Genomic DNA, 13,528 nt, shown 5'->3' with positions numbered 1-13,528 from the left:
GGAACCGGTGCGGCTCAGCCGTGCAGGCGCACCGGGATCTGCTGCCAGCCGTACGCGATGAACGACGGGACCTGACGCAGCTCCTCCTCGCCGACGTCGAGACGCAGGTTCGGGTAGCGGTCGAAGAGGGCGGGCAGGGCGGTGCGCGCCTCCAGGCGGGCGAGCGGGGCGCCGATGCAGCGGTGGACGCCGATACCGAAGGACATGTGGTCGTCGGCCGCGTGGGTCGCGTCGAACTCCGAGGCCGTGGGCCCGTAGTGCTCGGGGTCGTAGCCCGAGGCGGCGTACGTGGTGAGGATGGCGTCGCCCGCCGGGATCGTCACCCCGTCGACGGTCACGTCGGTGACCGCGAACCGCAGCGGCAGGCTGGCGATGGAGGGGTGCACGCGCAGCGTCTCGTCGATGACGGCGTCCCAGGCGATCTCGCCCGAGCGGACGGCGGCGAGCTGTTCGGGGTGGGTGAGCAGGGCGACGACCGCGTTGCCGATCAGGTTGACCGTCGTCTCGAAGCCGGCGCCGATGACGAGGAGCAGGGTGTAGAGCAGCTCCTCGTCGCTGAGCCGGTCGCCGTCCTCCGCGCGCACCCGCAGCAGCTCGGTGGTCATGTCGTCGCCGGGGTGCTCGGTGCGGTGGGCGATGATCGCCGGCAGCACGGCGGCGATCTGCTCCTGCACGAACGCGCCGTGCTCGGGGCTCGGGTCGGAGGTGTCCATGATGGCGTCGACGAGACGCTCGACCGGGCCGAGCAAGTGGTCGGGTACGCCGAAGAGTTCGCAGATCAGCTGCATCGGCAACTGGTTGGCGTACAGGGCGCGCAGATCCACGACCTCGTCGGCCGCCGCCGCGTCCAGGGCCGCGAGGAGCTCCTCGGTGATCTTCTCGACGCGGGGGCGCATCAGCTCGGTGCGGCGGGCGGTGAAGCTGGGTGCGACGAGCTTGCGCAGCCGCGTGTGGTCGGGGCCGTAGGTGGAGAGCATGTTGACCACGCCGACCCAGCCGAGCACCCAGCCCCACTCGGGGTGTTCGCCGATCTCGGGCCAGAGCGACCAGTGCTTGCGCGGGTCCTTGCTCACCTGCGGATCCAGGATCAGCGACCGGAGGGTGTCGTAGCGGGTCGGTGCCCAGGCCGGGATGCCGCCGGGCAGTGCGACGGGGACCACGGATCCCGCCGCGCGCAGTCGGGCGGCCTCGGCCGGCAGGTCGGCGCCGAACGGGTCGATGGCGATACGGGGCGAAGACGCGGTCTCGGTCACTCGGACGCTCCTGACTGGGATGCGGTACGGGGCACGAAGCGGACGGGCAGTTCCGTCAGGGAGCGGTTGAACGGCCCGGTGCGCCACGTCAGTTGCTCGCGCGGAGTGGTCGGCTCCAGGTCGGGGAGCCACTGGGTGAGGCGTTCGATGGCCTCGGTGGCGATGAGCAGGGTGTGCTGCTTGACCGGGCAGGAGTGCTCACCGGCCGACCAGGACAGGTGCGAGGCGTCCTGCGGGTGACGGGCGACCGGTGACTGCTTGGCCGCCTCCTCCGCGGTGAGTCCGATGGCCCCGTAGGAGATGACGACGGGGACGGCGGCGCGCACCCACACGCCGTGGAACGTGAGCGGCTTGCGGGCGAAGTGGATGCCGTAGTTGGCCAGCGGAGTCTCGTGCCGCAGGACCTCGACGACCGCGTCCATGACCGGCCGGGAGCCGCTGGTCAGCGTCGAGTAGTACGCCGGGTTGCCGAGGATCCGCGACAGGGCGTTGGAGACGAGGTTGGCCGTGGGCTCGTGGCCCGCGCCGAGCATGAGGAAGACCTGCCAGGTGACCTCCTCGGGGGTGAGGCCGAGGGGGTGGTCGAGCAGCCAGCTGGTGAGGTCCTGGCCGCGCTGCGCGCTCTTGGCGGCGACGAGGTCCAGGATGTAGCGCCCGAACTCCTCCTCGCCGCGCGCCGCCTGGTCGCCGCCGTCCATCACCCGCGCGATCGCGTCCTGGAGGCGGTCGCTCTCGCTGTCCGGCAGCCCGAAGAGGTCGTTGAAGACCAGCGACATCAGCGGGCGGGCGAACTCGCTCACGAGGTCGGCCCGCCCCCGGGACGCCATCCCTGCGGCCAGCACGTCCACGGCGCGGTGCACCCGCTCGCGCAGGTCGTGCGGCTCCACGAGGTCGAAGGCGTCGGAGAGGGAGCGCCGGTAGCGCCCGTGCAACTCGCCGTCGTTGAACAGGGCGTTGGGCCGCCACCGCATCATGCCGAGGATCGGCGCGTCGCCGTCGACGGTCTCCTCCCACGGCCGCGGGTCGTGCGACCAGGCCTCGGTGTCGTGGAGCAGGTCGAGGGCGGCCCGCCGGTCCGTGACGACGTACGCGGGTACGCCGGGGGCGAGTTCGGCGTGGCCGACCGGGCCCTGGGCGCGCAGGGCCTCGTAGTAGCTGTGCGAGTCGGCGGCGAAGCCGTCCTCCCACAGGCGGACCGGCGCGGACAGGTGGAAGTCCTCGGCCTGCGCGGGATACGTCATCGGGGCTCCGGGAAGCTGCGGTCGATCAGGTGCTGCACGAGGGCGAGCAGGGCGTCGACGGAGGAGTACGTGTCGCGGGCGTCGCAGATCACCATCGGGGTGTCGTCGTCCAGGTCGAGGGAGAGCCGCAGCTGCTCCTCGGTGTAACTGCGCGAATCCGGGAAGGTGTTGAGGGCGACGGCGTAGGGCAGACCCGACTCCTCGACGAGGCCGAGGACCTCGAAGGACTCGTCGATCCTGCGGGTGTCGACCAGCACGAGGGCACCGAGCGCGCCGTACGCGATGTCGTCCCACAGCGCACGGAAGCGCTCCTGCCCCGGGGTGCCGAACAGGTAAAGGACGGCGCCGCCCTTGAGGCTGATCCGCCCGAAGTCGATGGCGACGGTCGTGGTCGTCTTCTCCCGCACACCCGCGAGGTCGTCGACCGCGGCCGACGCCTCGGTGAGCTGCTCCTCGGTGTGCAGCGGGCGGATCTCGGAGACGGAGTCGATCAGGGTGGTCTTGCCCACCCCGAAGGGTCCTGTGACCAGGATCTTCACCAACTCCCGTGCGGTGTCCGGGAGATGCACTGCGCTCTTGGCGCCTGCGGGCGCGGGGTCTGACGGCGCAAGCTCGGCGCCTGCCGGCGCGGACTTAGCGCTTGAGGGCGCGGAGGCCATCGGCGACTCTCTTCAACAGATCGGGATCGGGCTGCGCGGCGGGCGGGACCGGCGGGCGGGCACCCACGAGCCCCTGGTCGACCAGTGCGGCGGCGAGCACCCGTACGGCGGAGACCGGCAGTTCGAGCAGGGCGGCGGACTCGACCACCGTGAGCGAGCCGCCGTCCAGGGTGCGCAGCAGGGCGTGCTGCGCGGCGGGCAGTCCTGCGGGCCAGGGCGCGCCGACGCCGGTCAGCACGGACAGCCGCTCCAGGCTGTTGCGGCTGGGCTGCGCGACCCCGCCGGTGGCGAGGTACGCGGGGACCAGCGGCCGGCCGCTCCGGCGGCCCGTCATTCCCCAGTGCCGCCGGCGATGCCGCCGTCGACCCCGCGGGGCGCGGCCGCCATGGCCTTCTCGCCGAGCCTGGCCACCTGCGAGTGGACACGGTGGCCGAGCAGATCGAGCCGTACCTCGGGGTCTCCGAAGGCGGCCACGCAAGTGCCGTGCGCGGTGGGCGCGACGAGGATGTAGCCGTGGTCGGACTCGATGACCACCTGGCGTACGTCCGCGGTCTCCTGGTCGGCGAAGGCGGCCGCCGCGGTGCGACAGGCGCCCTGCACGGTACTGGTGATGGCGGCGACGCGCTCCGCGGAAGCCTGCGTCAACGCCTCGGTGTGTCCGGAGAGCAGGCCGTCCCTGGTGAGCAGGACGGCGGCCTGGACGTGCGGGATCTCCAGGATCGGATCGAGGACCCAAGCGCTGTCGCCGAGGTCACGGCTACTCATCGGGCGTGTTCCCTTCACTGGTGCCGGGGCGGTCGCCCGCGGTGTCGTGCGGTTGCTGTGCGGCCTCGCCGTCCCCCGGTGCGGCGCTCCGCGCCGCGGCGGTGGCCGCTTGCAGGGCGCCGAGCGCGGCGGCCTGCTCCTCGGGGCTGCGGTGCGCGGCGGGCCGTGGCTTCGACGGGGCGGGGCGCGCGTCGGACTGTGCGTCGGGCTTCGCTTCGGTGCGGACCCGGCGGCGCCGGGGCAGTTCGTCGCCGTCAGTGAGCGGGGTGTCCGGCCGGGCGGGTGTCGCCGCCGGGGCCGGGGCGGCGGCCTGTGCGGGCGCGGACGCGGATGCCGCCGGCGCCTCGTCCGCCGCGAGGGCGTGGGTGGAGTCGTGGGAGACGTCGCGCGTGGTGTCGCGGGTGGACCGGGGAGCCGCGGCGGCCGGCCTGCGCTCCTCGGGGGCGATCCGGCACAGGAGGTGGTCCCGCACGAGCAGGACCGCGCGGACACCGCCGTACGGCGAGGGCGAGGACAGGTCTACGGACAGGTCGAACTGCCGGGTCAGCTGGCCGATCGCGGCGAGCCCCATGCGCGGCGGATCGCCGAGCTCCGACAGGAGGATGGGCTCCTCCCCCGCCACCATCCGCTGGGCATTGGCCCGTTCGTCGGAGCTCATCCCGACACCGGCGTCGTCGACGGTCACGCTGACGCCGTGGTGGACGCGTTCGAGGTGCACGCCCACGGTGGTGTCGGGCGAGGAGTGGCGCAGGGCGTTGTCGAGTAGTTCGGCCACGATGATGGCGACCGGCTCGACGGCGTGCGAGATCAGCCCGGTGCCGTCCTCAAGGTGGTTGTGGATCTCCACCCGCTCGTACCCGGCGAGCCGCGACTGGCCGCCGGTAACGGCCTCCACCAGGTGCGACTCCCCGCGAGCGAGCCCGACCCAGGCCCCGCAGACCACGGCGGCGACCTGCGCCCGGCGCAGCGACTGCTCGTTCTCGTGGTCGAGCGCGAACAGCGTCTGCGCCAACTCGGGGTCGTCGTAGCGCTCCTGGAGCCCGCGCAGGACGTCCTGCAGCCGGTACAGGCCCGCCTGGATCTCGCGCGTCGCACCCCGCATCCCGGCACGGGCGGCGGCGTCGACCCGCTTGCGCTCCTGGGCGATGGCGGTGCGCAGCCCGTCGAGCACGGAGTCGAGGCCCGCGGCCAGCTCCTTGCCGCCGAGGTCGGGCTGCAGGGGTCCCGGCACCTGGTAGTGCGGGTGGGCGGTGTGGGTGGCCGCTGCCGGCATGCGCGTGCCGGACAGGTGGGCGACCTCGGAGGCGAACGCCGCGGCGAGATCGTCGAGTTCCTCGCGGGCGGCCTCCAGCTCCTCGCGGGAGGCTTCGAGGCGGGAGCGGAGCGAATCTGTCTCGTCGCGCTGCCTGCCGCTGTGTTGACGGGCCTTCAGCAAGCCGCCGCCGAGCACGAACGCCGACACGGTCCCGGCGGCCAGGGCACCCGCGGCCAGCTCGGGTATCTCAATCATGTATGCGGACCTCGAGGAGAACAGGGCGTGGGGGCCGACTGCGAGGAGGGGACGGGTCGGGGGTAGGAGGGAAGGCGCGGAAGCCCACCTGCCGCTTGCGACCCTACCTCCCACCACACGTTCGAGTGAAGCCGTCCAGGATCTTGAATCGCGTCGCCTCGCGGGCGAGTTGGCGGCATTCGGGCGGATTTCCGCGCCCCGGGCTCATATGGCCGTCGGCGCCCGCCCCTTCTCGTACACGACCAGGCCTTTCGACCGGCCCAGCGGCACCAGGACCAGCTCCACCACGACCGCCTTCCAGGCGTAGACGACATTGACGAGCTTGGTCGGATACACACACAGGAGATTCACCAGCACCGATCTCAACGGCACCCGCCGTCGGCGCGACGCATAGATCAACGGCGGAAGGGTCAGTGCGAGTTCGGACCCGAGCCACCAGCCGAACGTCTCCACGGCAGGTCGTCCGAACCCGAAGGTGAGCACCAGGGGCGCGCCCCACCACAGCGGGGCGAGGAGAATCTCCATCAGCGCGAGGACCACCCACAGCGCGAGCATCGGCTTGCGCAGCGCCAACTGCCCTGCGTGCAGCCGGACGTTCTGACAGAAGCCCGCCATCCACCTCCACACCTGCTTGCGCAGATACAGCAGGCTCTCCGGGTCGGCCGCCCATGCCACCGCTTCGCCCACGTACACCGCGCGCCGCCCCGCGATCTGCTCGGACCACGTGAAGTCCATGTCCTCCACGATGGTCCGCTCGGGGAACCCGTGCTTCCCAAGGGCGCTGCGTCGGAACATCGAGCAGCACCCCGAGCACACCATCGGGCTGCCCGCGCCCGCCTGGATCGGCCGCTGCCAGTGGAATCCGTGCAGATACTCCACCGACCGGCCCCGCTCCCACAGCGTCCGGGCGAACCGGGTCTGCACATTGCCCGCCGCGATCGTCACGCGCGGGTCGGCGAAGACCGGCGCGACCTTCTCGATGTAGTCGGGCGCGAGCACCGTGTCCGCGTCCACCGCGAGGACGAGCTCCGAAGTGCAGTGCGGCAGCGCGTGGTTCTGCGCCTTCGCCTTGCTGCCGAGGTTGCTCCGCGGGCGCAGAACCTCGGCGCCGTACCGTCTCGCGACCTCGCCGGTGGCGTCGACGGACGCGTCGTCCACCACGATCACCCTGCGCGGCGGCACGGTCTGTGCCGCGATCGACTCCAGGGTCGCCGGAAGCCCGGCCTCCTCGTTGTGCGCGGGCACGATCACTGTCACGTCATACATGTCCACGCCCCCGAACGAGCCGCCGTACCGCGGCCCTGAAAAGCACTACGGCGCCCACCACCGCGTACACAAGAACACTCACTCCGACAACCGGCAGCCCACTGCCCATACCCGCTCCCCCGTCATCCGCCTGGCCGCTTCCCCGACCGCTTCCTCGCTCCGGCACCTCGCCGTCGCACACCCATGAAGCTAGCCCGCCACAGACCGCGAACGGCCGGGCCGCCGCAATCTGTGGACGACCCGGCGCCTGTGGACAACGGCGTTACACGAACGGGGAGTTGATCGGCACGACGGTCGGTGGTACTCGCCGCCGGGCCTGCGGTGGTACTTGCCGCTGACGCTTCAGGCGAGTGGCGGCTGCGGCCCGATGTCGAGAGTCACGTTCGACAGCGGGCAACTCACACACGCCAGCACATACCCGTCGGCCCGCTGCTCGGGCGTGAGGCAGTTGGGCTCGGCCTGCGTGACGTCGCCATCCCGTAGCCGCACCGCACAGTCTCCGCAGTTGCCGACGGTGCAGGAGTACGGCATCGGCAGGCGGGCGGCGAGGCCCGCGTCGAGAAGGGTCTGGCCCGGCTCGACGATCGTGGCGCCCACGGGCGCGCCGCCCTCCTCGACCCGCATCTGCTGCGGGCCCGCCACCGCGGCCGGAGTCGCGGCAGCGGTGAAGCGCTCCTGGTGCACGCGCTCGTCCGGGACACCCAGTTCACGCATGACGCCCTGCACGGTGTCCATCAGCGCCTCCGGGCCGCAGAGGTAGTGGTGCGCACCGTCGGGAAGGGCCCGAGCGGCCTCGGTGGTGACCCAGTGCCGCACCCCTCGGGCATCGAGCCGGCCGTCCCGCCGGGTCAGGACGTGGGTGACGGTGAAGCGTTCCGGGTGCTCCTTCTCCAGCCGGGCCAGTTCGTCGGCGAAGATGAACTCTTCGTGGGTGCGGCTGCTGTAGAGCAGTGCGATGCGGCCGTCACCCGCCGGGTCGGCCAGCCGAGAACGGATCATGCTCATCATGGGTGTGATGCCGCTGCCGGCCGCGATGAGGACGAGGTGCCGTTGCGGCTCGTCCCGGGTGTGGAAGGTGCCGGACGGCCCGCGCACGGCGAGGCGGTCCCCCACGCGCAGGTCGCGGTGGACGTGGGTGGAGAAGTGCCCGCCGTCCACCTGCTTGACGGTGACGTCGAGGTGCGTGGCGCCGGGGGCGGACGACGCCGAGTAGGCGCGTCGTACCGGGTGGCCGGCGACGTCCACGATCAGGGTGAAGAACTGCCCGGGCCGGAAGTCGAAGGGCCTCTCCTCCTCGGATGCGTCCCGCAGGACGAGGGTGCGGGCCGTCGGTGTCTCCTGCCGCACCTCGGCCACGCGCACCTGCCGCAGCGCACCGTCCGCCTCGCTCGGCCGCGCCGGCTCACCGGTACGGGTGCCGGCAGGAATCCGCACTTCCTCGTAGCCCTCCTTTTGCAGGGCGAAGCGGTAGCCGCGGTCCATCACCTTGCGCATCAGCCGGGACACTCCCGGGATCGCGGCGAAGGCCTTGATCAACCATGCCGAACCTCGCCCGGATTCAGCCGAGTTGGCGGCAAGGTGCGCGCTGCCGAGGGCCATCATGTCGGGCGCCTCGCCGCTCTCCGCCCGGCCCGGGTCCCACAGTCGAGCATCCGCCACGGCGGCGTTGCCGGTCACCTCGGCGTGCTCCACGTCGATGACGAGGGCCAGGTGAGGGGGTACGCCCCGCAGCGCCATCGTCTCCCGCAGCGCAAGGTCGTCGGTGATCGCGCCGCGCCCGCGGACATGCAGCACGCCGCTGCGGCCGGGCACGAGGGCCGCGAGGGAGAGCCGGTCGTCCTGGAGCAGGTTGTGCAGGGTGTCGGCGCGCTTGTTGCCCCTGCGGTCGGCGATGACGAGCCTACGACCGTCCAGGATGCGGGCCACCGGCTGCCGCTCGCCGCGCGGGCTGGTGTCACTGCCGCCGTCGGTGTCCCAGCTGGACAGGGCCAGGAAGGGCGCGGCGGCCAGGAAGTCGGCCACCCCGGGCCCGGCCAACGGGCCCTCGCCCGCGACCGGTTCGGTTGTCGCAGCCGCGGCGGGGGCCTCCCACAGACGTGAGCGGATGACGGCCTGCGCGCAGTGCACGTACGCCTCGGCGACCTCCACGAACACCTCTCCGCCTCGGCGGCCTGCCGCTGTGCCGTTGACGCGCAACACCTCACCCACGCCCGGCAGCAGAAAGAACGCCGAGACCGGGCCACGGGCGACCTCCGGTCCTGGCACGGCGAAGGAGATCTCCGTCGGGGAGTGGACGTGTGCGAAGCCGGGCGCACCGCCGACGAACGTGGTCCGCGCGGCGCCCGAGGCATCGCGGTAGCCGAAGGCGGCGACCGGGCAGCGGGCCAGCACCGCGCGACTGCCCTCGTCCAGCGCGCGGACCTGCTTGCGGGTGATCATCGCGGCCGGCCGGCCGATGGTCGACTCCAGCTCCTCGACGGTGGTGAGCCGGTGGGGCGGGTCGGGCAGGTCCGGCGGGGACGCGTGCTGCTTGGGGTTCACGTGCCATCCCCCGTATCGGGGTTTCGGGTATTCACGCAGGTCATGACAGTATTCTGAGTAAAAGCTCAGCTCTTTGGCTACTCGCTTTTCCCGGCCGGAAAGGATCACCTGATGGCATCGGCCGATCGCCGCCTCACCCCACGTCGCAAGCCCCGCCAGGTACGCGCCGAGCTCACCCGCGAGCGCATCCTCAACTCGGCTGCTCACGTTTTCGCGGAGTACGGCTACGCCGCCGGCACCACCAACCGCATCGCCGAGCACGCCCACATGTCGATCGGATCGCTGTACCAGTACTTCCCGAACAAGGACGCCATCCTCGCCGAGCTGCTGGTGCGGCACATCGACCGCGGCGCCTGGACAGGGGCCGACCGGATCGAGCTGACGCCCGGCAGCCTGAGGGACCTGGTGCGCTCCCTGGTACGTGACGCGATCGACCACCACCGCGAAGACCCGCAACTGCTGCGGATCATGATCGAGCAGGCACCGGTCTCCAGCGAACTGATCGAGGCGGTCGACCAGCACGGCGCGACGCGCGTCGCCCAGCTGCGCGATCTGCTCGCACGGCATCCGGACGTCCACGTACAGGATCTCGACATGGCCGCCGAACTGATCCTGGGAACGGTCGAGTTGAACACCCACAAGCTCATGGCGACGCCCCACGCCGTTCAGGTCGAACGCCTGGAGAAGGAACTGGTCGACATGATCACGCTGTATCTGCAGGCCGGGAAATAGGTCACTGCAGGCCGGGAGATAGGTCCGGCCGGGAGATGGGCGCCGCAAAAACCTGAGTGCGTGCACCTGCACCCCGCTGTCACCATTCCCACATGGTTCATCCTCTCGAGCATCTGGTCGTCCGGCACGCCCACCGTCTGCCCGCCCCCGAGGGCGCGGCCGGTCAAGGTGCCGTCGCCGCGCGGCAGTTCGATGCCGCGCTGATGTCCGTGGGCTTCAAGTTGTCCGCGCCGCTGCTGGAGCGGCTGGCCTTGCTGTCCGAGGCGGCGGTGGTCGATGTCGCCGTGCGTACGCTGGCCGGTGTGCGTGAGCTGGTCGGTGACCATGTGCGGCACAACACGTACTTCGTCGACTTCCCGGCGCATGTGCCGGACACCATGGACTTTTGGATGCGGTGCATCCGCGAGGCGCTCGCCGACGACGACGCCCGCGAAGACACCCTCAAGCAGCTGGGCACCGGAGTGGTGAACCTGCTGACACTGCCGTCCTACGGACGCTACCAGCACACGTACACCGAAATGCTCGGCCACCACGACGAGTTGATCGCGGCGGCCGGTGACCGGATGACGGTGCTGCATCTCGGGCAGGACGCGCGGGCCGAGGTCTGCGAGCTGTACCTGAAGCTCGCGGGCAGCCGCACACCCCTGGGCGAGGAGGACCTTCGCGACCTCGACGTGCTGGCGGCGCACTGCGTGGACGGCCCGCAGCCCGAGGAGATCCCCGTGCGGGAGAACCGCGCGGTCATCAACAAGGCGCGTCTGCAGGTGGGTTCGGGGCTACTTCTCGACACTGTCACCGATGTGCTGCGTCTCGCCTGCGCGTTGGCGGGCCCTGACGGCGACGTGTCCCTCGTCGAGCCCACCAGGTTCGGGAAGTTGTCGCGGCCCACGCGCCGAGCGCTGCTCGCGGGTCTGGACGCCGTGGTCGCCGCGGCGCCCGCGAAGCTCGCCGATGTGGCCGCGCACCGGGAGATGTGGAAGCGCCTCGGCGAGCGGCTGCACCCGCACGAGTTCCCCCAGTGGCCGTACGCCGCCCAGGTGTTCGCGGTGGCACGCGGCGAGCAGCGGGTGCGGTCCTTCGCGAGCCGGACCGAGGAGCTGCTCGACCGGGGCGACCTGCTCGGCGCGGTCGAGCTGCTGAAGTCCGCACCCGGTGTGCTGCTGCGGTCCGTGGACCGGCTGCTGCGCTCCGCCCGCACGGACGAGGAGTGCACGGCCGTGCTCAGCGGTGTCGAGGAGGCCGCCCCGCAGGCTGCCGGGCGGGTCCTGCTCTCGGTGCGCCAGCACCTGCTGAACCGCGGCGACCGGCTCGAACGGGCAGGTGCGCGCCGGGTGTTCATCAACCGCCTCGGGCGCGCCTGGGTCGCCGAGGACACGCGTCCCGCGCTGCCGGGTCCCGTCAAGGAGCGACTCGTCGGGCTGCTCGACGCCGAGATCGCGCGCCGGCTGCCGGAGGCCGGCGCGGTGCTCGTCGACCCGGACGTCCTCGATGTCGCGCTGCCGCTCAGCGGCAAGGCGGTCTCGGCCGGGCTTGGTGTGCTGCCGCGCGGTTCGGTGTCACCGGTCGAGGGTGAGCTGCTGCGGTTCTTCGTGTACTGGAAGCAGCAGAGCCTGACCACCGACTACGACCTGTCCGCGGTGATCCTCGACGAGAACTACGAGCAGGTCACCTGGCTCTCGTACACCCAGCTGACGGACGTGGAGGGGCGGCACTCCGGGGACATCGTCGAAGCGCCCGAGGGCGCCTCGGAGTTCATCGAGCTGCGGCTCGGAGCGGTGCGCGGCAGCTTCGTCGTGCCGCAGGTCCTGCTGTTCTCCGGCGAGGGCTTCATGGACGTCGAGGAGTCGTTCTTCGGGTTCATGCTGCGGGAAGGCGAGCAGAAGGGGCGGCCGTTCGAACCGCGCACCGTGCGGATGAAGTCGGATCTGCGGGGCCCCGGCCGGGTGGCGCTGCCGCTGGTGTTCCGGCGCGGCGAGGACGGCCAATGGTGCGCGCACTGGCTGCACTTGTACCTCAAGGGCATGCCAGCCGCGAACCGTGTCGAGGAGACCCGGGTGACGGTGGAGGCGCTGGCGCGCGGCATCGTCGAGCGCGAATTCCTGACCGTACGCTGGCTGTTGGGCCTGCTGGGCGCTGCGGAGGTGACCTTGTGGGACGGCAAGAGCGTTCCGGAAGGGCCGGTCACCTACATAGGGATGCAGCGCCCCGAAGGGCTGCACCCCGAGTCGTGGATCCTCACCCCGGAAAATCTGCGCGACGCGATCCCTGAGTGACTGGTAGCGTCGAGCGCGGTGAGGCCATGAAGAGGCTTCCTTCTCAACTCCTTTCAATGAATTAGCCTCCTCGCTTTCCTCACCGCCGACTTCGAGTCCCCGGCGCCCCGCGCCGGGGACTTCGTCGTATCTCCTACGGAGCGGGTTCCGGCGCGTGACCGATGCTCACGGCGCCGCGGAAGCGGTCCGCCGAGACGGTGGCCATCTCGTCGAGCGACGCATCGGCGACGGGCAGCAGATGGGCGTCGACCCAGGTGTCCCCCGCCGCCGCGCTCGCCCACGGGTCCTCGATCACGACGGCTCCGGGGACTACGCCGTGGCAGAGCACCCAGTGCGGCACGTCGAAGCCCTGCATCGCGGCGAGCGACACCAGGAGCAGCACGTGTTCCTGCCGGCCGAGCGCGGCGCGGATCGCGGCCAGGGAAAGGTGGCGTGCGTCGACGGGGACGCCGATGTGTGCGGCCTGCGTACGGGACTCCCGTTGCAGCAGGGCGCGCCATTCCTGTTCGCTGTCCGGGAGATGGTCGAGCAGGACGGGCCGGTCCACGTCGAGATGGACCGTGATGGGCGTCGACGGCCACGCCCGGCGCACGGCGACACCAAGGCCTACGGGCTCGCACGCAAGGAAGTTGGTCGCATCGCGCCACAGCGTCAGCTCGGCCCGGCGGTCGAGCGCGTCGGTCGACAGTGTCCCCGCGTGCGCCTGCGCGAGCAGGGCGGTGACGGCGCCGCATGTGAAGTGGGTGGTCTGGCCGTAGTACGGGGGCTCGCTCAGCACGCCGTCGTGCAGCCAGCGTACGTATCCGGTGACGGGCCCTGCCGTGTCACCGGTAGCAGGCCCTGTCGCGTCTCCCGTAGCAGGCTCCGTCGCGTCGTCGGGCGGCGTGAACGGTGCACGCAGCGGGGTGAAGCCGGCGGACGCGGCGTCCTCCGAACTCGCCGTCCAGCCTTCCCACTTGACCTGCGCGAGGCCCTGGTCGCGCGCGTGGGCGACGACCGCCGCGGCAGCCGCCTGCACATCACCGACCGCGTCGACGATCTTCAGATAGGCGGTGCCCGGGCGCGCCGACACGAGCGCGGCGCCGGTCCAGTCCGTGGCGTCGTCATCGTCGCCCGGGACGGCGACGATGTGCGGGGCATGGGCGGAACGGTCGACCGCGTGCCAGCGCTCAGGCACGTCGAGGTGGCCGAGGCGGCTCAGCAAGGCCGGTGACGTATCGGACTCGAACGGGACGACGATGATAGGGCGCACGGGGGCTTCCTTGACGGGGGACATTCTGCGGGGCGA

Annotated in this window: 11 protein-coding genes; 2 read left to right on the top strand and 9 right to left on the bottom strand. The window is 71.5% G+C overall.

All coding sequences use genetic code 11. The features are described from left to right. Positions 1 to 14 precede the first annotated feature (14 nt). From OHA73_RS40545 to OHA73_RS40510, 8 genes are all read right to left on the bottom strand, one after another. Positions 15 to 1,253 (bottom strand): cytochrome P450 family protein, encoded by a 1,239-nt coding sequence (locus OHA73_RS40545; RefSeq protein WP_327657738.1) that lies wholly within the window; start codon positions 1,251 to 1,253, stop codon positions 15 to 17. Continuing rightward, a complete protein-coding gene (locus OHA73_RS40540; protein ID WP_327657737.1) occupies positions 1,250 to 2,494 on the bottom strand; it encodes a cytochrome P450 in 1,245 nt (414 codons plus the stop codon). Before OHA73_RS40540 ends, OHA73_RS40545 begins: the two co-directional genes overlap by 4 nt. After that, complete coding sequence (locus OHA73_RS40535) at positions 2,491 to 3,153, bottom strand: GTP-binding protein (protein ID WP_443063177.1); 663 nt, start codon at positions 3,151 to 3,153, stop codon at positions 2,491 to 2,493. Before OHA73_RS40535 ends, OHA73_RS40540 begins: the two co-directional genes overlap by 4 nt. Then, complete coding sequence (locus OHA73_RS40530; protein ID WP_266723796.1) at positions 3,128 to 3,487, bottom strand: DUF742 domain-containing protein; 360 nt, start codon at positions 3,485 to 3,487, stop codon at positions 3,128 to 3,130. The genes OHA73_RS40535 and OHA73_RS40530 overlap by 26 nt, the downstream gene beginning before the upstream one ends. Next, complete coding sequence (locus OHA73_RS40525) at positions 3,484 to 3,918, bottom strand: roadblock/LC7 domain-containing protein (RefSeq protein WP_266723794.1); 435 nt, start codon at positions 3,916 to 3,918, stop codon at positions 3,484 to 3,486. The genes OHA73_RS40530 and OHA73_RS40525 overlap by 4 nt, the downstream gene beginning before the upstream one ends. Further along, positions 3,911 to 5,428 (bottom strand): ATP-binding protein, encoded by a 1,518-nt coding sequence (locus OHA73_RS40520; RefSeq protein ID WP_327657735.1) that lies wholly within the window; start codon positions 5,426 to 5,428, stop codon positions 3,911 to 3,913. Before OHA73_RS40520 ends, OHA73_RS40525 begins: the two co-directional genes overlap by 8 nt. Positions 5,429 to 5,632: 204 nt before the next feature. Then, complete coding sequence (locus OHA73_RS40515; RefSeq protein WP_327657734.1) at positions 5,633 to 6,694, bottom strand: glycosyltransferase family 2 protein; 1,062 nt, start codon at positions 6,692 to 6,694, stop codon at positions 5,633 to 5,635. Between the two features lie 342 nt (positions 6,695 to 7,036). Next, positions 7,037 to 9,235 carry a 2Fe-2S iron-sulfur cluster-binding protein gene (locus OHA73_RS40510; protein WP_327657733.1) on the bottom strand — a complete coding sequence of 733 codons (2,199 nt, stop codon included), beginning with the start codon at positions 9,233 to 9,235 and terminating at the stop codon, positions 7,037 to 7,039. A gap of 111 nt (positions 9,236 to 9,346) precedes the next feature. Here OHA73_RS40510 and OHA73_RS40505 point away from each other — a divergent pair, with 111 nt between their 5' ends. Further along, positions 9,347 to 9,967, top strand: a complete 621-nt coding sequence (locus tag OHA73_RS40505) for a TetR/AcrR family transcriptional regulator (protein ID WP_327657732.1) — start codon at positions 9,347 to 9,349, stop codon at positions 9,965 to 9,967. Between the two features lie 92 nt (positions 9,968 to 10,059). Continuing rightward, positions 10,060 to 12,240, top strand: a complete 2,181-nt coding sequence (locus OHA73_RS40500) for a hypothetical protein (RefSeq protein WP_327657731.1) — start codon at positions 10,060 to 10,062, stop codon at positions 12,238 to 12,240. 133 nt (positions 12,241 to 12,373) lie between these two features. Here the strand turns inward: OHA73_RS40500 and OHA73_RS40495 are convergent, their stop codons facing one another. After that, a complete protein-coding gene (locus tag OHA73_RS40495; protein ID WP_327658622.1) occupies positions 12,374 to 13,516 on the bottom strand; it encodes a peptidase C39 family protein in 1,143 nt (380 codons plus the stop codon). Between the last annotated feature and the right edge of the window lie 12 nt (positions 13,517 to 13,528).

It is taken from the genome of Streptomyces sp. NBC_00483, from assembly GCF_036013745.1.
Taxonomy (GTDB): Bacteria; Actinomycetota; Actinomycetes; order Streptomycetales; family Streptomycetaceae; genus Streptomyces.
This window is presented reverse-complemented; position numbering and strand designations above follow the sequence as displayed.

Bases quoted from the DNA above. Each gene is read 5' to 3' on its own strand.
- OHA73_RS40515 (WP_327657734.1), bottom strand. From the start codon at position 6,694: ATGTATGACGTGACAGTGATCGTGCCCGCGCACAACGAGGAGGCCGGG.
- OHA73_RS40505 (WP_327657732.1), top strand. From the start codon at position 9,347: ATGGCATCGGCCGATCGCCGCCTCACCCCACGTCGCAAGCCCCGCCAG.
- OHA73_RS40495 (WP_327658622.1), bottom strand. From the start codon at position 13,516: ATGTCCCCCGTCAAGGAAGCCCCCGTGCGCCCTATCATCGTCGTCCCG.
- OHA73_RS40540 (WP_327657737.1), bottom strand. From the start codon at position 2,494: ATGACGTATCCCGCGCAGGCCGAGGACTTCCACCTGTCCGCGCCGGTC.
- OHA73_RS40530 (WP_266723796.1), bottom strand. From the start codon at position 3,487: ATGACGGGCCGCCGGAGCGGCCGGCCGCTGGTCCCCGCGTACCTCGCC.
- OHA73_RS40520 (WP_327657735.1), bottom strand. From the start codon at position 5,428: ATGATTGAGATACCCGAGCTGGCCGCGGGTGCCCTGGCCGCCGGGACC.
- OHA73_RS40535 (WP_443063177.1), bottom strand. From the start codon at position 3,153: ATGGCCTCCGCGCCCTCAAGCGCTAAGTCCGCGCCGGCAGGCGCCGAG.
- OHA73_RS40525 (WP_266723794.1), bottom strand. From the start codon at position 3,918: ATGAGTAGCCGTGACCTCGGCGACAGCGCTTGGGTCCTCGATCCGATC.
- OHA73_RS40500 (WP_327657731.1), top strand. From the start codon at position 10,060: ATGGTTCATCCTCTCGAGCATCTGGTCGTCCGGCACGCCCACCGTCTG.